Genomic DNA, 21,541 nt, shown 5'->3' with positions numbered 1-21,541 from the left:
GCGTCAACGATATATCGAAAGCGTTCGCATGGCAAGGTTTTCCTGCGAGATGAGCAGAGCGCCAGGTCAAAGGGCCACGGAGAGCGCGGGCAGACGCCTCACCGACCCGCCGAGGGTGTCGGCCGCCCGGACGGAGGACGAGAGCCACTGCGGGCGGCGCCCGAGGCTCCGAGAACCCAGCCCGGGAGCCGAACAGGGGGCGGCGCCCCGCCCCCCGTATCCACACCCAGTCCACCAACCCCCCAAGCAGTCCAGGAACCACCCCCACCGGCACCACAATCCGGTCCGCCCACCCTCGATTGGCCTTACCCAGGCCCCACATTGGCCCGCTAGCGTCATAGCCATGCCGACTTCTCACCGCATCCGCATCGTCGACGCCTTCGCCGAGCGCCCCTTCACGGGCAACCCCGCAGGCGTCCTCCTCCTCGACGCGTTCCCCGAGGACGCCTGGCTCCAGAGCGTGGCCACCGAGGTCAACCACGCCGAGACCGCTTACGCCCACCCCCTCCCCCCGGGCGGCGAAGCCGACTGGGCGCTGCGGTGGTTCACGCCCGCCACCGAGGTGGACCTCTGCGGCCACGCCACGCTCGCCACCGCCCACGTCCTGCAGGTCACCGGCACCGCTCAAGGCCCCGTACGGTTCGCCACCCGCAGCGGCGTCCTGACCACGACCGCGCACCCCGACGGCAGCGTCACCATGGACTTCCCGACCGCTCCGCTCACCCCGGTCGACATCCCCGACGGCGCGGCGCAGGCGCTCGGCGCCGAGCCGCTCGCGGTGTTCGACACCGGGGCTAACCTCGGCGACCTGCTGGTCGAGCTCGCTGACGAGAAGACGGTGCGCGCCCTCACCCCGGACCACAAGGCCCTGGCCCAGCACTCCAGGCGCGGCATCATCGCCACCGCACGCGCCGAGGACCCCACCCGCGGCTACGACTTCGTCTCCCGCGGCTTCTTCCCCCGCGTCGGCATCGACGAGGACCCCGTGACGGGCAGCGCCCACACCGCCCTGGCCCCCTTCTGGTCCGAGCGTCTGGGCCGCGCGGAGCTCACCGGCCTCCAGGCCTCGGCCCGCAGCGGCCTCGTCCGCACGGAACTGCGCGGCGACCGCACCCTCCTGACGGGCCGCGCGGTCACCGTCATCGAGGGGGATCTGTACGCCTGACATGCCCGTGGGGGTGTACGACCGAGTCACGGTCGTACACCCCCACGGTCACACCCGCCGCGTGCCACCCGCCGTCTAAGGCGTGGGCAGCCACCCCACCTTCCCCGCAAGCAGCGCGTACCCGACGAACGCGCCGATGTCGAGCAGCGAATGGGCCACCACCAGCGGACCGACGCGCCCCCACCGCCGGTACAGGAGCACGAAGACCACCCCCATCGCCATGTTCCCGATGAACCCGCCGATGCCCTGGTAGAGGTGGTAGGAGCCGCGCAGCACCGAGCTGCCGACCAGTGCGGCCATCGGCGTCCAGCCCAACTGCCCGAACCTGCGCAGCAGATAGCCGACGACGATCACTTCCTCGAGGACCGCGTTCTGCACCGCGGACAGCACGAGCACCGGGTACTTCCACCACACGTCGGGCAGGTCCTCCGGCACCACCGTCAGGTTGAACCCGAGCCCGCGCGCCGCCAGATAGAAGGCGATCCCGGTGCTGCCGATCACCGCAGCGATCGCCGCACCGCGGCCCAGATCGGGCCAGGGCCGACTCCGGTCGAAGCCGATCGTGCGCAGCCCGGCGCCCTCCCTGATCAGGAAGTGCGCGACCAGCGCCACGGGCACCAACGCGGTCGTGATTCCGAACAATTGCCACGCGAGATCAAGCCACGGCCGCCCCGGAGCGGCCGACGCGTTCATGGTCGCCGCCTGATCCTTCAGGCCGCCCGGTTTGGTGACCGATCCGACAAAGCTGATCAGCGCGGACACACCGCTCGCACCCAGTGAGAGCGCCAGGACGAGCAGTGTCTCGTCCCGGAGGATCCGTCGCGATGGCCCCTCACCCCGAAAAGAACCGGCCAACGGCCCGGACTCCGCTTGCACTCCGCCTCCAGTTGAGTAATCCCGCCTCATCCCCATCTCCGCACCGCTAGGGTCTCGAATGTAGTTGCGAAGATCGTGCGCGACAGGCCGAGGGGGACGGACGCCGACTGCGGTCATGCCACCCCCTCTTTCCTTGCTTCATCGCTCAAGGAGGGGCACCACCGCCATGGGACGTCACAGCTTGCCCGATGAGTACGGGTCGGACGCACCCGACCCACGGCCACGTACCCGCGGCCGCACGGTGGCCATCGCGACGGCACTGGTCCTGACGGTCGCGGCAGGCACCGCCTTCGCCGTCCGCAGCGATCTGCTCACCTTCGGCGGCACGTGCGGCGACGACGCGGTACAGCTCGACGTCGTGGCCGCCCCCGACATCGCCCCCGCCCTGCGCTCGGCTGCCGACGACGCCCGCGAGAAGGAGGTCACGTCCGACGGGTCGTGCATCGACGTACGGGTCACCGCGCGTGATGCGTACAAGGTCGCCGACCAGCTGCGGACGGGCAAGGGCGATCCCGGCTACGAGGTGTGGGTGCCGGACTCCGAACTCTGGCTCCAGCGCGTCGGCCTGGGCGGCAAGCAGAACAAGGTCTCGCCCGCCGGGAACATAGCCTCGTCCCCGGTCGGCATGGCCATGATCCCCTCCGCCGCCGAAAGCCTGGGCTGGCCCAAGAAGACGTACAACTGGCCGGAGTTGACCGGTGCGGCGATGAAGGGCGACAAGCTGCGGCTCGGTGCCGCCGATCCCGCGCGCAGCGCGACCGGTCTCCTGGCGCTCGCCAAGATGAGCACGTCGGCGGAGAAGTCGGGCGGCAAGGACGGCGACACCGAGGCCGCCGGGATGGCCAAGGCGCTGGCCGCGCGCACGTCCGACAGCGACAGCCAGCTCCTGGAGACCCTGGCCCGCGACTCCTCCGGCACCGAGCAGGGCAACCCGCGCCGCAATCAGGCGCTGATCCTCTCCGAGCAGGCCGCGTTCGACCACAACGCGTCGGCGGGCGAGGAGAACAGCCTGGACATGTTCTATCCCAAAGACGGCTCACCGCGTCTCGACTATCCGTACACGCTGGTCCAGGAGGACGAGCTGTCCACGGACCAGAGCCGGGCCGCCCTGCGCTTCATGACGCTGTTCAGCGACGACGAGGGACGCGCGATCCTGGAGAAACACGGCTTCAGGACCGGCTCCGAGGGCCCTTCGGAACAACTCGTCACGGCGGCCGGCGGGCGCACCCCCCAGCCGTACGAGGACGATCCGAGCGAGCCCCCTTCCGAGAAGGAGCTCCAGGAGACGCTCGGCATGTGGACGATCACCGTCCAGAGCGCCAGGATCAGCACGGTCGTCGACGTCTCGGACTCCATGGGCGAGATCGTGCCGGGCCGGGGCCAGACCCGGATGGAGATCACGAAGTCCTCGCTGCTCCAGGCGCTGGCGGGGTTCACGGATCAGGACGAGATCGGCCTCTGGGAGTTCGCCACCCTCCTGGACGGCAAGCGCGACTACCGCAAGCTCGTGCCGACGCAGCGGCTGGGCGACCGCAAGGGCAACGACACCCAGCGGGACAAGGTCTCGGACGCCTTCAGCGACCTGGCGCCCATCCCGGGCGGCGCGACCGGCCTGTACGACACCACGCTGGCGGCGTACAAGGAAGCGACGTCCACCTACGCGCGCGGCAAGTTCAACGCACTCGTGGTGCTCACGGACGGCGCGAACCAGGACCCGGGCTCCATCTCCCGCAGCAACCTCGTCGCGCAGCTGGAGAACCTCTCCGACCCCAAGCGCCCCGTGCCACTCATCGCGATCGCGGTCGGCCCCGACGCGGACAAGGAGGAGGTCGTGCAGATCGCCGAGGCGACCGGCGGATCAGGTCACCAGGTCGACGACCCGGCTCAGATCCACGCGGTCATCCTCAAGGCCATCATGGAGGCGGGCAGCCACGGCTGAGCCCGCCCCCTCGACGCGTCAGCTCAGGAAGGCCGGTTCCGGCAGCCCCACCGGCCAGGTGTGCACCGGGTCCCCCGCATGCATCAGCTCGGCATAGCGCCGGGTGGTCGCGGCGAGCGCGGCCTCGCGTTCGAGCCCGGTCTCCAGGGCCTGGTGATAGGTCGCCGCCTGCCAGGAAGCGCCGTTCACCCGCAGCCTGCACCGCTCCTCGATGATGCCGAGATAGAAGTCCCGGTCGGCGGGCTCGACTCCCCACGCGTCGAGCCCGGCCGCCGCCAGCGGCAGCAGTTCGTCGCGTACGAGGGCGACGGCGGGCACCTCCACGATCCCGCCCGCCCGGCCGCGCCGGGGCCAGTGCAGCCGCGCCTCGATGCCGTCGCGGCACGCGGTGTCGAAGTTGCGGGCCGCGGTCTCGAAGGGCAGCCGGCTCCACACGGGCCGCGGTTCCTCCGCGAGGGCGCGTACGACTCCGTAGTAGAAGGCGGCATTGGCGATGACGTCGGTGACGGTGGGGCCCGCGGGCAGGACACGGTTCTCCACCCGCAGGTGCGGGACCCCGTCCGCGATGCCGTACACCGGGCGGTTCCAGCGGTACACGGTGCCGTTGTGCAGGACGAGTTCGCCGAGCTGCGGCACCCGGCCGTCGTCGAGCACCTCGATCGGGTCCTCGTCGTCCATGAGGGGAAGCAGCGCCGGGAAGTAGCGCAGGTTCTCCTCGAAGAGCTCGTAGGCGTCGCTGATCCAGCGCTCCCCGAACCAGGTCCGCGGCCGCACGCCCTGTGCCTGGAGTTCGGGCGGGCGGGTGTCGGTGGACTGCAGGAACAGCGGCGGCCGCGACTCGCGCCACAGCTCACGCCCGAACAGGAACGGCGCGTTGGCGCCCACGGCCACCTGCGCCGCCGCGACGGCCTGCGCCGCGTTCCACACGTCGGCGAACCTGCCCGGCGTGACCTGGAGGTGCAACTGCACGGACGTGCAGGCCGCTTCGGGCGCGATCGACGCTGACGTACAGGTCAGCCGCTCAACCCCCTGGATGTCCAGGACGAAGTCCTCGCCGCGCGCGGCCACGATCTGGTCGTTGAGCAGCGCATAGCGGTCGACGTCCGAGAGATTGCCCGAGACCAGGTCGTGGTGCGCGAGCGTCGGCAGAATGCCGATCATCACGATGCCCGCGTTCACCTCGTTCGCTTTGCGGTGGGCATAGGCGAGGCCGGTGCGCAGCTCTTCGGCGAGCCGGTCCAGAACACGTCCGCCCAATCGGTGCGGTGCGATATTGACTTCAAGATTGAACATTCCGAGTTCCGTCTGGAAGTCACGGCTCGCGATGCGTTCGAGTACTTCCGCATTCAGCATTCTCGGCATGCCGTCGGGCCCTGCGAGATTCAGCTCTATCTCCACACCCATCAGATTCTTGGGCCGGTCGAACCGCTCCTCGTCCAGCAGTCTCCGCAGTCCCGCCAGACACTCCTTGAGCTTGCTCCGGTACCGGCTCCGCTCAGCCAGGTCAAACGTTCCTCCTGCGACCTTCTCCCCCATCGAAGCGTCCCCTCCTCGGATGGGCAGCCAGTGATCCGTCCGCTGCGTCACGGTGGATGATGCCCTGCAATGTGATCGATAACGCCCCGCACATGCCTCCGGCCCAGTAGGCTCGTTGCCGTGTCCGCCCGGCACATTCACCAGGCATGAGGCAGGCCGGGGAATCCTCGCACCTGCCCCTGGTAAAAAACACCGATGAGAATCGGCCGTCCGCTCCCGCGAAGGGATCCGAGGTCAAACGTCCGAGCTCATCCGGAATCGGGATAAAGCCCGCAAAATGGCGACCGAATATCGCCTTGCAGGCAATATCGGGTGCGGTTAGACGAAACACTGCCTGAACACGTGTCGTATAAACTCCGCGAACGAGGCAGAGAGTTGGCGCTCGCGGTCCCCTGCCCCCGCCCCCTCTGACTTCGGAGCAGACAGCGACGTCCGCACCTGTCCTCGTTCCACCGTGCCTGTCGAATGAGAGAGGCGACCCATCATGCCGCTGCAAGTCCCCCCGGCTCCCGCGCCCGCCCTGCGCAGCGTCCTCGCGGCACTCGGTTCACCCACCGCCGTACGCGAAGCCCGCACTCCGTCCCTGCGCGCCGCACAGGGACCGACGAGCCCCGAACTCCCGTTGCCCGTCCACGTCCTTGACCGGATCACCCCGTCGGGCACATCGCCCACCCGGCTCGCCGGGTGGCGTTTCCTGATCCGCTCCGGCGAGCGGGCCGTCGCCGCCGCGGACACGATGCTGACACCTGACGGATGGACCTTCTCCCACTTCTTCGAGGGCCCCTACATCGCGTCCACCGAGCGCGCCCTGCGCCATGCCGAGGCCATGCCGATGCCTTATCAGCCGCGGCTGTTGTCCGTACCCGAGCTCTACATGCTGACACTCTGGCTGCACGGAGACTGCACGGCGGACGGCGCGGGCGGTCATCTCGCGCCCTCCGACATCCTCGTGCCCCTGGCGCCGGCGCCTCCCGGCATCGCGGCGCACCGCCCGCACCGCGCCTCGGAGCTCCTCAAGGTCCTCACCCATCGCATGACCCCTGCGCCGCTGCTCGGTTCACCCGCCTGACCTCGCCGTACGCTTCCGTGCCCCGCCGCCGTCACCGGCAGCGGGGCTCGGCGCGTCATGTACCCATACGGACTAGCCCGGTATGACCACCCCGAACCACCCGAAGAGACAGTGCAGTTGAGCTGAACCGTCCGGGCGGGTGATACGTCATTAAGCAGTAAGGAGCGCTGCAGCCAAATCCCTGCGGATTGACTCCCGTAGGGCAACACTGGGATCGGACCGACTAAACGGGGGGCGGCCATGAACACCGCATCGAGCCACAAGGCAGACGTCACAGCCATCACATCGCAGCGAAAGAACCCTTCCATGTGCCAGCACCAACCACCGTGCCCGACAGCCGACTCCGCCGACCGGGAAGCCGCGCTCCTCATGGCGAGCCACCCGGAACAGGGCTGGAGCCTGCTGTGCAACGGAGTCCTCCTCTTCGAGGACACCGGTGAGCTGCTGCCGGACGGCCAGATCATCGCCCCGCATCGACCGCTGGGCACGGACAAGATCATGACCGCCGCCTGACGCGGCGACGGCACGGCACGGACGACAAAGGGGCCGACCCGGAGAGAAAACCTCCGGACCGGCCCCCATGCATGTTCCGAGCGCGATATCAGTCCTCGTACGCATCCAGCGGCGGGCAGGAGCAGACCAGGTTCCGGTCGCCGTACGCCTGGTCGATGCGGCGCACCGGCGGCCAGTACTTGTCCGCGGCCACGACACCGGCCGGGAAGACGGCGTCCTCGCGGCTGTAGGCGTGCTCCCACTCACCGCCGAGCGCGGCAGCGGTGTGCGGGGCGTTGCGCAGCGGGTTGTCTTCGGCGGGCCACTCGCCGCCGACCTTCTCGATCTCCGCGCGAATGTTGATCATCGCCTCGCAGAACCGGTCGATCTCGACCAGGTCCTCGCTCTCGGTCGGCTCGATCATCAGCGTCCCTGCGACGGGGAACGACATGGTCGGCGCGTGGAAGCCGTAGTCGATGAGCCGCTTGGCGATGTCGTCGACGCTGACACCGGTCGCCTTGCTCAGCGGGCGCAGATCGATGATGCACTCGTGCGCGACGAGCCCGCCGGGACCGGTGTAGAGCACCGGGTAGTGCGGTTCGAGGCGCTTGGCGATGTAGTTCGCGGAGAGCACGGCGACCTGCGTGGCGCGCTTGAGGCCCTCGCCGCCCATGAGGCGTACGTACGCCCAGGAGATCGGCAGGATTCCAGCGGAGCCCCACGGCGCGGCGGAGATCGGGCCGACGCCCGTCTCGGGGCCCGCGGCGGGCTGCAGCGGGTGGTTGGGCAGGAACGGCGCGAGGTGCTCGCGCACACCGACCGGGCCGACGCCGGGGCCACCGCCGCCGTGCGGGATGCAGAAGGTCTTGTGCAGGTTCAGGTGCGAGACGTCGCCGCCGAACTTGCCCGGCTGGGCGAGGCCCACCAGGGCGTTGAGGTTCGCACCGTCGACGTAGACCTGGCCGCCCGCCTCGTGCACGGAGGCGCAGATGTCGGCGACGTGCTCCTCGAACACCCCGTGCGTGGACGGGTAGGTGATCATCAGCACGGACAGCTCGTCGCGGTGCTTCTCGATCTTGGCGCGCAGGTCCTCGACGTCGATCTCGCCGTCGTCGCTCGTCTTCACGACGACGACCTTCATGCCGGCCATCACGGCGCTCGCGGCGTTGGTGCCGTGCGCGGAGGAGGGAATGAGGCAGACGGTGCGCTGCTCGTCGCCGTTGGCGCGGTGGTATCCGCGTACGGCGAGCAGTCCGGCCAGCTCTCCTTGCGAACCTGCGTTGGGCTGCAGGGAGACCTTGTCGTACCCGGTGACCTCGGCGAGCCGCTCCTCCAGCTCACGGATGAGCGTCAGATAGCCCTGCGCCTGCTGGGCGGGCGCGAAGGGGTGCAGCTGTCCGAACTCGGGCCAGGTGACGGGCTCCATCTCCGTGGTCGCGTTGAGCTTCATGGTGCAGGAGCCCAGCGGGATCATGCCGCGGTCGAGCGCGTAGTCGCGGTCGGCCAGCTTGCGCAGGTAACGCAGCATGGCGGTCTCGGAGCGGTACTGGTGGAAGACGGGGTGCGTGAGGTATTCGTCCTCGCGCAGCAGGCCGGCCGGGAGCGTGTCCTCGGTCCGCGCGTCGAGCGCCTCGACGTCGCCCTCGACGCCGAACGCGGTCCAGAGGGCGATCAGTTGCTTGCGCGTGGTGGTCTCGTCGCAGGCCAGGGAGACGTGGTCGGCGTCGATCTGGTGGATGTTCACGCCACCCTCGCGGGCCGCGGAGACGAGCTCGTCGGCCTTGCCCGGCACCCGCACGGTCAGGGTGTCGAAGTACGCGTCGTGCACGACCTCGACCCCGCCTGCGGTGAGCCCCGCGGCGAGCACGGTCGCGTAGCGGTGCGTACGCCGTGCGATGGCCTTGAGGCCCTCGGGCCCGTGGTAGACCGCGTACATTCCGGCCATCACGGCGAGCAGCACCTGAGCGGTACAGATGTTGCTGGTGGCCTTCTCGCGACGGATGTGCTGCTCACGGGTCTGCAGCGCGAGCCGGTAGGCCTTGTTGCCGTCCGCGTCCACGGAGACTCCGACGAGCCGCCCCGGCAGGCTGCGCGCGAACTTCTCGCGCACCGCCATGTAACCGGCGTGCGGGCCGCCGAAGCCCATCGGGACACCGAAGCGCTGCGTGGTGCCGACGGCGATGTCGGCGCCGAGCTCACCGGGCGAGGTGAGCAGCGTCAGGGCAAGCAGGTCGGCGGCGACGGAGACGATGGCGCCGATCTCGTGCGCCTGCTCGATGAGGGGCTTTATGTCGCGCACGGCACCGGAGGCGCCCGGGTACTGGATGAGTACGCCGACGACACCGCGCTCGGCGGCCTCGGCCGGGATGCCCTCGCTCAGATCGGCGACCACGACCTCGACACCGGCCGGCTCGGCGCGGGTCTGGATCACGGCGACGGTCTGCGGCAGCGCGTCGGCGTCGACGAGGAAGACACCGTCCTTGACCTTGCCCATGCGCCGCGACAGGGCCATGGCCTCGGCGGCGGCGGTCCCCTCGTCGAGCAGCGAGGCCCCGGAGGTCGGAAGGCCGGTCAGCTCGGCGACGACGGTCTGGAAGTTGAGGAGCGCCTCAAGACGTCCCTGGGAGATCTCGGGCTGGTACGGGGTGTAAGCGGTGTACCACGCCGGGTTCTCCATCACGTTCCGCAGGATCACCGGCGGAGTGAAGGTCCCGTAGTAACCGAGCCCGATCATGGAATCGAGGACCTGGTTACGGTCCGCGAGGGAACGCAGCTCGGCGAGCACCTCGGCCTCGGTGCGCGCTCCCGGCAGGTTCAGCGCCTCGGCGTTCTTGATCACGTCCGGCACGGCGGCCGCGGTCAGCTCGTCGAGCGAGCCGTATCCGACCTGCGCGAGCATCTTGGCCCGTGCTTCCACATCGGGGCCGATGTGCCGCTGCTCGAAAGGAATGCCCTGCTCGAGCTGCGAGAGCGGGATGCGAGGGGTGGCGGTCATTGCGGAGGCCTCCTGGTCTGACGCTGGTCTGACGCGACCTGCGAGGGGCACCACGGCGCGGGTACCCGGACGGCCTCCCCCTCTGTCATCTCAACCTGAGAGCTTCACCGGTCCCTGCCTCGCGAGAGGCTTCGTCCCGGCTTTCACCGTCGGTGAGGAAAGGTTTCGGACGTGCCCGCCCGATGCCCGCCCTACTTTCCAGAGTGACCTCGTCCGTGCGGTACAGGGGCCTGAGAGATTCCGGGGAGGAGTTGCTCCTTCGGCGCCTCCGGTGTCTCCACCGGAGAGCTCTCCCGCACGGGGTCAGCAGCCAAGCGCCAGCCTACCAGCGAGGACCGCGGCCGATCCCTCGAGTGGCCGCCTGCCCCGAAGTGCTCTTTCGTAGTGATTACGAACGAACAAGGATGAGTTACGCCCCACTTCGACAAGCCTCGACCAGTTGGAGGGCCCGTGCAGACCGATATCGATCCGCGCAACCTGATCGGCCGCAAGGCGTTCGACCGGAACGGGGCGAAGATCGGCACGATCGACGAGGTCTATCTCGACGACGCCACGGGCGCCCCGGAGTGGGCGGCCATACGCACCGGCCTCTTCAGCCGGGACGCGTTCGTACCCCTGGAGCCCAGCGAGGTCACGAGCGAGGGCACCCTGCGCATCCCCTTCGAGCGCTCCCTGATCAAGGACGCCCCCGACTTCGGCGTGGGCCGCCACCTCTCCCCCGAGCAGGAACTCCAGCTCTACCACCACTACGGCCTGGACATCGCGCCTCCGCAGGCGCCACCGCCGCCGGACCAGGACTTCGGCAAGATCGCGGGCCAGGAGAGCACCTGACTCCAGCCCCGCCGCGGGCCACCGTCAGACCGGCGGGCGCTGCCCGGCCCCCTCCCCCGGCGGGCCCACCAGAGGCAGCGGCTCCGCGGGCTCGAGCTCCGGATCATCCGTCCGGAAGGTCCGCACCCGCCCCGGCACCGACGACTCCGGCGTCTCGAAGCGGACCGTCACCCGCCCCAGGCCACTGCCCTGCACCCACCCGTGCCCGTACTCGGCATGGCGCACATCGTGCCCGGCGGACCAACGCCGCTCGGCCACGGCGACCGCCACGGGCACCTCCACTGCCTCGCCCACGGCCTCCGCCGAAGCCTCCGCGGCCTGCCCGCCCTGCGCCTCGCCCTCCCGCTGCGCCTGCGCCTCCGCCTCCCGCTGCGTCTCCAGCACCTCCGCGGCTTCGGTCTCGGCCTGCGCCTGGGCCTGCGCGAAGAGATCCTCCTGCGTGTAGTCGGCGAGCCCCGTGACGCCCACTCCAAGGAGCCGCACGCCCCCTGTGGTGTCCACGGACTCGAGGAGCCGCGCGGCGGCCTCCCGCACCACCCCAGGGTCGTCCGTCGGCCCCCGCAGCGTCTCGGAGCGCGTCAGCGTCGAGAAGTCGAACCGCCGCACCTTCAGGACGATGGTCCGCCCCGAGTGCCCCGCCGCCCGCAGCCGCTCCACACAGCGGTCGGCTAGCCGCGCCACCTCGCCCCTGACCCGCACCCGGTCATGGATGTCCACGTCGTACGTGTCCTCGACGCTGACCGACTTGGACTCCCGCTCCGCCACCACGGGCCGCTCGTCGAGCGCCAGCGCCATCGCGTACAGCGCGCTCCCGTGCGACTTCCCGAGCAGCCTGACGAGCTCGTCCTCGCCCGCCTCCGCGATCTCCCCCACGGTCATGATCCCGCCCCGCCGCAGATGGTCACCGGTGGCAGGCCCGACGCCCGGCAGCGTCCGCACCGACATCGGCGCGAGCAGGTCCCGCTCGGTCCCCGGCACTATCAGCCGCAGGCCGTCCGGCTTGGCCTCCTCCGAGGCGATCTTGGCCAGCATCTTGGACGCGGCGAGCCCGACCGAGCCCGCGAGCCCGGTCACCGCCTTGATGTCCGCACGCAACCGCTCGCCCACCACAAGGGCCGACGCCTGGTCGTCGGCCACCCCGCCCGCCTCCAGGTCGACGAAGGCCTCGTCCAGGCTGAGCGGCTCCACCAGCGGCGACAGCTCCCGCAGCAGCGCCATCACCTGCTCGCTGATGTCGCGGTAGAGCGAGAAGCGCGGCACCAGATAGGCGGCATTGGGCGCCAGTCGCCGCGCCTGCCCCATGGGCATCGCCGAGTGCACCCCGAACTTGCGCGCTTCGTACGAAGCCGTGGCCACCACACCCCGCGGCCCGAGCCCGCCCACCACCACGGCCTTCCCGCGCAGACTCGGTTTCGCGGCCTGCTCGGCGGACGCGTAGAAGGCATCCATGTCGAGATGCAGAATCGTGGGCGCGGTTCTCACACCTCTGATGCTGCCCTACGCCACTGACAACGCACCGGGAACGCCACCTGGCAGCCGAACTCCGGGCACCACGGTCACAGAAGTCACAGGGGTCACAGGCGTCACACAGCCCTGTTGCGCCGCCTCGCGAGCTCGTCGGCGGGGTTCTGGCGCACCAGCGTCTCCCCGGTGTCGATCCGCTCCCCGTGCAGCTGCGAAAGGGCCGCCTCCACGTCCCGCCAGACGACACCCACGGCGATCCCGAAGACTCCCTGGCCGCCCTGGAGCAGCTCATGGACCTCATCGGGGGACGTGCACTCGTAGACCGTCGCGCCGTCGCTCATGAGCGTCATCCGCTCCAGGTCCTTGAACCCGGGGTCACTCAGATGCTGGACCGTGGTCCGGATGTTCTGGAGGGACACACCCGTGTCGAGGAACCGCTTCACGATCTTCAGGACGACGACGTCCCGGAAGCTGTAGAGCCGCTGGGTCCCCGACCCGCCGGCGGACCGCACACTGGGCTCGACCAGGCCCGTACGGGCCCAGTAGTCGAGCTGTCGGTACGTGATCCCGGCGGCCGCGCACGCGGTCGGCCCCCGGTAACCGATCTGTTCCTGTTCGGACTGTCCGGACGTGGCGTCCCCGCTCCCCTGAACGCTCCCCTGAACCGCCATCGGCCTCTGCGGAGAGTGACCGGCCGCGCTGCTGTGAAGCGGATACGGCCCACCCATCGCCGTACCGTCGCCGCTGCTTCTCACGCCGACCTCCGTCCTTGACCTGCCCACTCGAAGGTAGGCAGTCACCAGGGGCTCGTCAACGATCGCCACACTCGGCACGCCGAGTGATAATCACCCTAAGAGTGGTTTGCCGTACCTCACCGCCGGGAAAGGCTAGCCGAATGGTCGGCCGGGCCCCTTCGGGAGCGAGGGACTACTGGCTGTTGGTACCGAAGTCCTCGGGCGAGATCTGGTCGAGGAACTCGCGGAACTTCTCCACCTCGTCCTCCTGCTCGTCCGGAATCGCGATCCCCGCGTCGTCCAGGACACCGTCACTGCCGTAGATCGGCGTTCCGGTGCGCAGGGCGAGCGCTATGGCGTCGGACGGCCTGGCACTCACCTCGACTCCGCTGGCGAAGACCAGTTCCGCGTAGAAGACCCCTTCTCGGAGGTCCGTGATGCGCACTTCGGTGAGCTCCTGTCCCACCGCCTCCAGCACGTCCTTGAACAGGTCGTGGGTCAGCGGCCGTGCGGGCGCCATCCCCTGCTGTGCGAAGGCGATCGCGGTCGCCTCACCTGGTCCGATCCAGATGGGGAGGTAACGATCGCCTCCCACTTCACGCAGGAGCACGATCGGTTGGTTGGAGGGCATTTCCACCCGGACACCTACGACGTCGAGCTCGTTCACACAGCAACCCTAGGACGTGCCCGGCCGGTTTGGGTAGTCGGGCACCCCCCGAGTCAGGGCAACCGCACCCCGAGCGCGGTCTGCACCAGTGCAGAGTGCAGCTTTCCGGTCAGCCCCGCGAGCTCCTTCGTACGGGCTTCCGCATGGGCTCTGGTCTGCGGATTGCGGTGCCGGCGCAGCGGCGCCACGACCTGGTCGACAAGCCCGGCCTCACGTTCGGCCGCCGACTTCATGGTGCGCAGATGCCTGGGTTCGATACCGAATCGCCCAAGTTCGACGACGAGCGCGGCGACCGTCACGGCCTCCGCGTCGTAACCGCCGTCGGGCAGCGGCGCGATGAGCCCGTACGTCTCCCAGTCGGAGAGCTGCTCCTCGTCGATCTCGGCGGCGGCCAGCAGCTCGGCACGGCCCACGCGGGCGGCAGTGGGCTCATCGGCGTCACTCACGCCCCAGGCGTCACCGGGCTCGCGTGGCTGCCCCAGGGAGGGCAGGGGGGCCCGCTCTCCGCGCTCCAGGGCGTCCAGGTGCTCCCGGATGACCTTGAGCGGCAGATAGTGGTCCCGCTGCATCCTCAGGACGTGAGCGAGCCGCTCGACGTCCTGGGGGCTGAACTTGCGATAGCCGGACGGCGTGCGCTCCGGCTCGATGAGCCCTTCCGACTCCAAGAAGCGGATCTTGGAGATCGTGACCTCGGGAAACTCGTCACGCAGCGCGTTCAGAACAGCGCCGATGCTCATCAGCCGATGGTCCTCGGCGGCGGTGCCGTTCCCGGCACCGCCCCTCGGTGTTTGAAGCATGGACCTTCCTGGGGGTCCCCCCGGACGAAGTCTGGGGGAGGATCAGATACCGATGCCCCGCTGGCTCGCGTAGAAGACCAGCCGGTACTTGCCGATCTGCACCTCGTCGCCGTTCGACAGCGCGACCGAGTCGATGCGCTCCCGGTTGACGTACGTGCCGTTGAGGCTGCCCACGTCGGCGACGGTGAAGGAACCGTCACCGAGGCGACGGAACTCCACGTGACGGCGCGAGACGGTCACGTCGTCCAAGAAGATGTCGCTCTGCGGGTGACGCCCCGCCGTGGTCAGCTCGCCGTCCAAAAGGAAGCGGCTGCCCGAGTTCGGACCCCGGCGCACCACGAGGAGCGCGGAACCGAGCGGCAGTGCGTCAACGGCGGCCTGGGCCTCCGGCGAGAGGGCGGGCGAGGCGGTCTGCCCCGTCACCTCCGCGTCGTAGGCCTCCAGGCCCGAGATGGAGATGGTGGAGGTCGTCTCGGAGGGACGCTCCGGCGCGGCCCCGGCCCGCAGCGGCGCACCGCAGTTGGAGCAGAACCGGCTCGCCTCGGCGTTGCGGTTCCCGCACCTCGTACACACCAGGGCCATGGACGGATCCTCCTGCCGCGGCTGCCCCGCGGGGGCATTCGATGCGTACGGATCGGGGGTAAACCCTCCACCCGTACTTGAGGTTGACGGTTCTCCGAAACCTATGCGGCCCGGACCGGCAGGGTCAACAGACGACGCGCCCTGCGCGCCCGAAATGTCACCGCCTGGCCCACCGACCTGGTCACGGAACATCGGACGCTCGGCGCCCTGTCCCTCGGAACCCTCGGCATCTCCATGGCGCGGGGCACGGTGGCGGGCAGTGGCGGGGTTGCCACTGTCCTCACGTGCGCTCTTGCCGAACAACTTCGCAAACAACTTCACGGGCGATTCCCCTTGACCGAAACAGACCCGCCCGTGGGGCAGGACGAACCCTGATTGCACACACCGGCGTACATCGGCAGTGCAGACATCCTCACAACGTCCGCACCCACCAAACAGTTTCCACCACGCACCACGCTTACGGTGCGCCGACCCCCCGCAACCTCATGCCCTCGACCGGCGGCCCCCATGCACCCCCGCCTCACTGGGACGACGACCGAGCGTAGTCAGGCCGCTTCGCCGCTCGCAAGGCGTCCACCACGATCTTCTCCGCTCGCGCCACGGTGACGGTGGCCTGCTCCTTCTCCAGAGTCTGCACCACACCACCTGGGATGTTCAGCGCCGGCTCGAGGTCCTGCGGCTTGCCGATCACCTTGAACCGGTAGGGCTTGCCGACCTTGCGACCGTCCACCCGGACACCACCACTGTCCGTATCCGACAGATAGGTGTTGGCCACTACGCGTACATCATTGATCTGGATGGCCTCGGCGCCCGCGGCGCGCAGCTCCTGAATGGCATCGAGCAGCATGTCCGCCTCGACCGCCCCCCTCTTGTCGTCGATGGTCAGCGTGATGCCAGGACCCTGCGCGGCCACGGTGCCCGCCAGAATGCCGAGTTGACGTTCTCTCTCGACAGTCTGCTTGCGGGCCTCCTCGGCCTGGTCCGAGCTGTTCTCGAGCCCGGTGCGCTGGTCCTCGAGACGCTGCTTCTCACCTTCCAGACGCTGTGTACGGTCATCGAGTTCATCGAGGATGCGTACGAGATCTTCCTGACGTGCGCCGCGCAGCGCGCTGCTGTCGTTGTTCGAGCGCACCTGGATGGCCAGACCGAGCCCCAGCACGAACAGGAGCAGGGCGACGATGAGTTGCGGGCGCGTGACGCGGGGCGGCCACAGCCCCTGCGCCAGCCGCCGCCGGCCGCTGATCGGCGCCGGCTCGTCCCGCTGCTCTTCCTGCCGTTCGCCCTGCCGTTCGTCCGGCGCGGGCGTCGCGCCCTCGACGGGCTCCGCGGGCACGCTGCGCACCTCGGCGGGAAGTTCCCTGCTCCGGTTGGACCGGTTGTCGCCCTCGGGCGTCTCGTCCGTACCCATGCGCGTCACGCCCTGAAGATGTGTCGGCGGATGGCGGCGGCGTTGGAGAAGATCCGGATGCCGAGGACCACGACGACACCGGTGGAGAGCTGCGCGCCGACGCCCAACTTGTCGCCGAGGAACACGATCAGGGCGGCCACGACCACGTTCGAGAGGAACGACACCACGAAGACCTTGTCGTCGAAGATCCCGTCGAGCATCGCGCGCAGGCCTCCGAACACCGCGTCGAGTGCCGCCACCACGGCGATCGGAAGGTACGGCTCGACCACGGCCGGAACCTCGGGCCGGACCAACAATCCGGCCACGACTCCCACGACGAGGCCCAGTACGGCGATCACGATGTGCCCTTTCCTGCCTTCGGCTCTGCTGTACGTACGGTCACACTCGGTGCTGCGGGCAGTCGGACGTCGTCCTGCGCGGAAATGCTGGTCCGGACGCCGAAGTTCTCCTGCAGAGCATGCAGATATTGACCGTCGCGACTGTTCTGGAATCTCGTGCTCAAGCGCTGACCGTCACCCACGGCAAGCACCGTATACGGCGGCACCAGCGGCTTGTTGTCGACCAGTATGGCGTCGCCCGCGGCCCTGATCGCCGACAGCGCCGTCAGCCGCTGGTCGTTGATGGCGATCGCTTCCGCGCCGGACTGCCACAGGCCGTTGACGACCCGTTGCATGTCCCGGTCACGCACCCGCCCGGTGTCGGAGAACCCGGCGCTCTCCCGCGGCCCGCCCCCGCCCTGGTCGGCTTCCTTGGCGTCGTCCACCACGAGCTTCACACCGCGCCCATGGACCTTGGTCGCACCGGAGAGCAGGGACACCAACTCGCCCTGGCTGCCCCCGTGTTTCTTCAGCGCCTCGCGCTGCCGCTCGCCCACGTCGTCGCGGAGCGTTTCGACGTCACCTTCGAGCTCGTCGGCGTCGGAAGTCGCGGACTCGATGCGGTCGATGAGCTCGCCGCGCTCCTTGGCGACCACCGGAGCCGCTATCCGCGCCTGGGCCGCTCCCACCGTCACCACCAGGGCCGCGAGCACGAGTCCGAGCGCAAGGCCGAGCTTCGCCCGCAGCGGACGCGGCACTCCACCGGCGCCTTTGGCCTTCTTGCGCGCGGCCGCCTCGGCATAGCCCTCGTCCAGGCTGTGGTCCATGACCGTGGTCAGCAGCGACATGGAGGCGTCCGGACGCCGGGGGCGCGAGGGGGTGCTCCGAACGGGGGGCTGCTGCGGCATGCCGCACATCGTCGCACGTCGCGGGCGTTACCTCCGAATGGCCCCACCGGCGTGCCGGACAGCACCTCTCACGGGTGCCGTCCGGCCCACGCGACCGGTCAGCGACCGGCGCTGTCCACCACGGCGGACCACTCGTCGAGCAACGCCTGGGCGGAGGCGTCGTCGGGTCCCTCGGCCCACAGATGAGTGACGGCCTCTGCGGGATCGGGCAGTACGAGCACCCACCGGCCGTCGGTCTCCACGACCCGGACGCCGTCGGTCGTGTCCACCGAACGCTCACCCGCCGCCTCGACCACGGTCCGCATCACGAGCCCCTTGACCGCCCACGGCGTCGCGAGATCACGCCGCAGCACATGGGCCCGCGGGATCCGCGCGTCGATCTGGCTCAGCGTGAGCTGCGTGCGCGCCACGAGACCGATGAGCCGCACGAAGGCGGCCGTACCGTCGAAGACGCTGCTGAACTCCGGAATGATGAATCCACCGCGGCCGTCGCCGCCGAAGATGGTCGACTCATCGCGTCCCACGCGCGTCAGATCGTCGGGCGACGTCGTCGTCCAGTCGACCTGCGTCCCGTGGTACGCCGCCACCTGCTCGCCGATGCGCGTCGTCGTCACCGGCAGCGCGACCCGCCCGCTGCGGCGTTCCGCGGCGACCAGATCGAGCATGACGAGCAGCGCGCGGTCGTCCTCGATGATCCGCCCCTTCTCGTCGACGAGCGAAAGCCGCTCGCCGACAGGGTCGAACCGCACACCGAAGTCGGCACGCGAAGACGCCACGATCTCGCCCAGCCGCACCAGCCCCGACCTGCGCGCTTCATAGGTCTCGGTCGGCCGCGACTCGTCGAGACCCGGGTTGATGGTCAGCGCGTCGACACCGAGGCGCCCGAGCAGGCTCGGCAGCACGAGGCCCGCACTTCCGTTGGAAGCGTCGACGACCACCTTGAGGTCCGACTCGGCGACACCTGTGGTGTCCACGTTGCGCAGCAGTGAACCGGTGTAGGAGTCGAAGACGCTGGACGGGAAGTGCAGATCCCCGATCTCCCCGGGGAAGGCCCGCCGGTACTCCTGGCGCGCGTACACCCGGTCCAGCTTCCGCTGGCTCCCCTGCGACAGGTCGGCCCCACGCGCGTCGAAGAACATGATGTCGACGGAGTCGGGGACCCCGGGCGTCGTCCGGATCATGATCCCGCCGGCACTGCCCCGGGCCGTCTGCTGCCGCGCCACCGGCAGCGGCACGTTCTCCAGGTCGCGTACGTCGATGGCGCTGGCCTGCAGGGCCGAGATCACCGCTCGCTTCAGCGCCCTGGCGCCCCGCGAGTGGTCACGGGCCGTGGTGACGGTCGAGCCCTTCTTGAGGGTCGTGGCGTACGCACCCGCCAGCCGCACCGCGAGCTCCGGTGTGATCTCCACGTTCAGGATCCCGGAGACCCCACGCGCACCGAAGAGGTGCGCCTGGCCCCGGGACTCCCAGATGACGGAGGTGTTGACGAATGCGCCGGCCTCGATCGTCTTGAACGGGTAGACCCGGACATTGCCCTGGATAATCGATTCCTCACCGACGAGGCACTCGTCGCCGATGACGGCGCCGTCCTCGATGCGGGCGGCCCGCATGATGTCGGTGTTCCTGCCGATGACACAGCCCCGCAGGTTGCTGTGCTGGCCGATGTAGACGTTGTCGTGCACGACGGCCCTGTGCAGGAACGCACCGGTCTTGACGACCACGTTCGAGCCCACCACCGTGTGCTCGCGAATCTCGGCGTCGGCCTCGACCTTGGCGTAGTCGCCGATGTAGAGCGGCCCGCGCAGGGTGGCGTCGGGGTGCACCTCGGCGCCTTCGGCGACCCAGACACCGGGTGAGATCTCGAACCCGTCGAGCTCGACGTCGACCTTGCGCTCGAGCACGTCGGCCTGGGCCTTGACGTAGCTCTCGTGCGTACCGACGTCCTCCCAGTAGCCCTCGGCGATGTACCCGTAGACGGGCTTGCCTTCCTTCATGAGCTGGGGGAAGACGTCACCGGACCAGTCCACCGACACATCGGCGTCGACGTAGTCGAAGACCTCGGGCTCCATCACGTAGATGCCCGTGTTCACCGTGTCGGAGAAGACCTGCCCCCAGGTCGGCTTCTCGAGGAAGCGCTCGACCTTTCCTTCCTCGTCCACGATGGTGATGCCGAATTCCAACGGATTGGGAACGCGCGTCAGACAGACCGTGACAAGCGCGCCCTTCTCCTTGTGGAAGTTGATGAGCTCGGTGAGGTCGAAGTCGGTCAGCGCATCACCGGAGATCACGAGGAATGCATCGTCCTTCAATGCTTCCTCTGCGTTCTTCACGCTCCCGGCAGTGCCGAGTGGCTTCTCCTCATTGGCATAGGTGAGCTCCATACCGAGCTCTTCACCATCGCCGAAGTAATTCTTGACCAGAGAAGCCAAGAACTGGACTGTTACTACGGTCTCGGTGAGCCCATGCCTCTTGAGCAGCCGAAGCACATGCTCCATGATGGGCCTGTTGGCCACAGGCAGGAGCGGCTTGGGCATGCTCGAGGTCATAGGGCGAAGGCGCGTGCCTTCGCCTCCGGCCATTACGACGGCCTTCATGTCGGAAGCGTCCTCCTCAATAGACGACGATCTAGCCGACTTAGCCCGCCAAGATAGGCCCGTATGTGTCGCTTACAGGACTGCGAGCTTCTACAGCTGCCGAATCGGCAAGCTCAATCGGCCGTGGCGTCCGCACGGATAAGTCGGCGGACCTGAACCACGTACAGGATCCCTGCCCACCAGTACAGACTTGTACCCCATCCTGCGAACGCCCATCCGAAAATAGCAGCGGCAGTGCTGATCCAGCCACTTCCATCGCTGAGGAGCAGTAGTGGAAAGGCGTACATCAGGTTGAAGGTGGCGGCCTTGCCCAGGAAGTTCACCTGGGGCGGCGGATAGCCGTGACGCCTGAGGATCCAGACCATCACCAGCAGAACCAACTCGCGCAGGAGCAGCACCGCGGTCAGCCACAGCGGAAGAATCTCCCGCCACGTGAGCCCGAGCAAGGTCGACAGAATATAGAGCCGGTCGGCGGCCGGGTCGAGCAAGCGCCCTAGGTTGCTGATCTGGTTCCAGCGGCGGGCCAGCTTGCCGTCGAGATAATCACTGATGCCGCTCAGCATCAGCACCAGGAGCGCCCAGTGGTCACTCTTGGGCCCGCCGAACTCCGGCCTGAGGATCAACCACAGGAAGAGGGGTACGCCGAGGAGACGCGCCATGCTGAGGATGTTCGGGATGGTGAGGACCCGGTCCGTCTGGACGCGAGTCTCCTGGACCTCCACCCGGGGGCCTCCTGTGGGAAACGAGCCGATGATGCCCCCTGACCTTACCCTCAGTTGTCAGCCGGCGGTGCAGAGGGGTAACTCGGGGCCCGGAAAGGGACCAGAAACACAAAAAAGCCGTGGCCCCCGGACAATTAAGTCCAGGGACCACGGCTATAAAATAAGTTCGGCGGCGTCCTACTCTCCCACAGGGTCCCCCCTGCAGTACCATCGGCGCTGTGAGGCTTAGCTTCCGGGTTCGGAATGTAACCGGGCGTTTCCCTCACGCTATGACCACCGAAACACTATGAAACTGTCAACCGCACCGTAGTCGTGGCCCGACATACGGGGTTGTTCGTGGTTTCAGAACCAACACAGTGGACGCGAGCAACTGAGGACAAGCCCTCGGCCTATTAGTACCAGTCACCTCCACCCGTTACCGGGCTTCCAGATCTGGCCTATCAAC

The 21,541-nt window shown here is 68.7% G+C and carries 17 protein-coding genes, 1 rRNA gene, 1 pseudogene and 1 riboswitch; of the genes and pseudogenes, 5 read left to right on the top strand and 14 right to left on the bottom strand.

Features of this window, described 5'->3' with window-relative positions; genetic code table 11:
• The first annotated feature begins 343 nt into the window (after positions 1-343).
• Positions 344-1,165, top strand: coding sequence for a PhzF family phenazine biosynthesis protein (locus ACFUPX_RS14390; RefSeq protein ID WP_383320812.1), 822 nt, complete (start codon positions 344-346; stop codon positions 1,163-1,165).
• A 75-nt stretch (positions 1,166-1,240) separates the two neighbouring features.
• Here ACFUPX_RS14390 and ACFUPX_RS14385 read toward each other — a convergent pair whose 3' ends face one another.
• On the bottom strand, positions 1,241-2,041 hold the full coding sequence (locus ACFUPX_RS14385) for a type II CAAX endopeptidase family protein (protein WP_344529486.1): 801 nt from the start codon (positions 2,039-2,041) through the stop codon (positions 1,241-1,243).
• Positions 2,042-2,207: 166 nt separating this feature from the next.
• Between ACFUPX_RS14385 and ACFUPX_RS14380 the strand changes: the two genes are divergently transcribed.
• Positions 2,208-3,980 (top strand): substrate-binding and VWA domain-containing protein, encoded by a 1,773-nt coding sequence (locus ACFUPX_RS14380; RefSeq protein ID WP_383320810.1) that lies wholly within the window; start codon positions 2,208-2,210, stop codon positions 3,978-3,980.
• A gap of 18 nt (positions 3,981-3,998) precedes the next feature.
• Here ACFUPX_RS14380 and ACFUPX_RS14375 read toward each other — a convergent pair whose 3' ends face one another.
• Positions 3,999-5,516 carry a glutamate--cysteine ligase gene (locus tag ACFUPX_RS14375; RefSeq protein ID WP_383320809.1) on the bottom strand — a complete coding sequence of 506 codons (1,518 nt, stop codon included), beginning with the start codon at positions 5,514-5,516 and terminating at the stop codon, positions 3,999-4,001.
• Positions 5,517-6,000: 484 nt separating this feature from the next.
• On the opposite strand from ACFUPX_RS14375, the gene ACFUPX_RS14370 reads away from it, so the two are divergent.
• Entirely contained in the window at positions 6,001-6,585 is a 585-nt protein-coding gene (locus ACFUPX_RS14370) for a hypothetical protein (RefSeq protein WP_383320807.1), read from the top strand.
• 306 nt (positions 6,586-6,891) lie between these two features.
• On the top strand, positions 6,892-7,098 hold the full coding sequence (locus ACFUPX_RS14365) for a DUF5999 family protein (protein ID WP_361843540.1): 207 nt from the start codon (positions 6,892-6,894) through the stop codon (positions 7,096-7,098).
• 88 nt (positions 7,099-7,186) lie between these two features.
• Here ACFUPX_RS14365 and gcvP read toward each other — a convergent pair whose 3' ends face one another.
• Positions 7,187-10,072 (bottom strand): aminomethyl-transferring glycine dehydrogenase, encoded by a 2,886-nt coding sequence (gene gcvP, locus ACFUPX_RS14360; protein ID WP_383320805.1) that lies wholly within the window; start codon positions 10,070-10,072, stop codon positions 7,187-7,189.
• 208 nt (positions 10,073-10,280) lie between these two features.
• Positions 10,281-10,378, bottom strand: a riboswitch (glycine riboswitch).
• A 144-nt stretch (positions 10,379-10,522) separates the two neighbouring features.
• Here gcvP and ACFUPX_RS14355 point away from each other — a divergent pair.
• Positions 10,523-10,903: a PRC-barrel domain-containing protein gene (locus ACFUPX_RS14355; RefSeq protein ID WP_383320803.1), complete on the top strand. Its 381-nt coding sequence runs from the start codon at positions 10,523-10,525 to the stop codon at positions 10,901-10,903.
• On the opposite strand, the pseudogene ACFUPX_RS14350 reads toward ACFUPX_RS14355, so the two are convergent.
• The 11 genes and pseudogenes from ACFUPX_RS14350 to rrf all read right to left on the bottom strand — a co-directional run bounded on the left by ACFUPX_RS14350 (position 10,819) and on the right by rrf (position 21,377).
• A pseudogene (locus ACFUPX_RS14350) lies at positions 10,819-12,385 on the bottom strand (DNA polymerase IV). The gene ACFUPX_RS14355 and the pseudogene ACFUPX_RS14350 overlap by 85 nt on opposite strands.
• 101 nt (positions 12,386-12,486) lie before the next feature.
• A complete protein-coding gene (locus ACFUPX_RS14345) occupies positions 12,487-13,122 on the bottom strand; it encodes a MerR family transcriptional regulator (RefSeq protein ID WP_383320801.1) in 636 nt (211 codons plus the stop codon).
• 172 nt (positions 13,123-13,294) lie between these two features.
• Complete coding sequence (locus tag ACFUPX_RS14340) at positions 13,295-13,768, bottom strand: bifunctional nuclease family protein (RefSeq protein WP_006123076.1); 474 nt, start codon at positions 13,766-13,768, stop codon at positions 13,295-13,297.
• A 53-nt stretch (positions 13,769-13,821) separates the two neighbouring features.
• The gene (locus tag ACFUPX_RS14335; RefSeq protein ID WP_383320799.1) at positions 13,822-14,565 is read right to left on the bottom strand and encodes a MerR family transcriptional regulator; all 744 of its coding nucleotides are present in this window, start codon (positions 14,563-14,565) and stop codon (positions 13,822-13,824) included.
• Between the two features lie 42 nt (positions 14,566-14,607).
• A complete protein-coding gene (locus ACFUPX_RS14330; protein ID WP_383321055.1) occupies positions 14,608-15,585 on the bottom strand; it encodes an FHA domain-containing protein in 978 nt (325 codons plus the stop codon).
• An 82-nt stretch (positions 15,586-15,667) separates the two neighbouring features.
• Positions 15,668-16,555 (bottom strand): DUF881 domain-containing protein, encoded by an 888-nt coding sequence (locus ACFUPX_RS14325; protein WP_383321052.1) that lies wholly within the window; start codon positions 16,553-16,555, stop codon positions 15,668-15,670.
• Positions 16,556-16,560: 5 nt separating this feature from the next.
• Positions 16,561-16,893 (bottom strand): small basic family protein, encoded by a 333-nt coding sequence (locus ACFUPX_RS14320; RefSeq protein WP_030794354.1) that lies wholly within the window; start codon positions 16,891-16,893, stop codon positions 16,561-16,563.
• Positions 16,890-17,789, bottom strand: coding sequence for a DUF881 domain-containing protein (locus tag ACFUPX_RS14315; RefSeq protein WP_383320797.1), 900 nt, complete (start codon positions 17,787-17,789; stop codon positions 16,890-16,892). Before ACFUPX_RS14315 ends, ACFUPX_RS14320 begins: the two co-directional genes overlap by 4 nt.
• A gap of 89 nt (positions 17,790-17,878) precedes the next feature.
• Positions 17,879-20,374, bottom strand: coding sequence for a sugar phosphate nucleotidyltransferase (locus ACFUPX_RS14310; protein WP_383320795.1), 2,496 nt, complete (start codon positions 20,372-20,374; stop codon positions 17,879-17,881).
• 113 nt (positions 20,375-20,487) lie between these two features.
• On the bottom strand, positions 20,488-21,096 hold the full coding sequence (locus tag ACFUPX_RS14305; RefSeq protein ID WP_383320793.1) for a CDP-alcohol phosphatidyltransferase family protein: 609 nt from the start codon (positions 21,094-21,096) through the stop codon (positions 20,488-20,490).
• Between the two features lie 164 nt (positions 21,097-21,260).
• A 5S ribosomal RNA gene (gene rrf / locus ACFUPX_RS14300) occupies positions 21,261-21,377 on the bottom strand.
• Positions 21,378-21,541 lie beyond the last annotated feature (164 nt).

Source organism: Streptomyces sp. NPDC057302, from assembly GCF_042667685.1.
Lineage (GTDB): Bacteria > Actinomycetota > Actinomycetes > Streptomycetales > Streptomycetaceae > Streptomyces.
The sequence above is the reverse complement of the archived record's forward strand: the minus strand, read 5'-3'. Positions and strand labels throughout refer to the sequence as shown.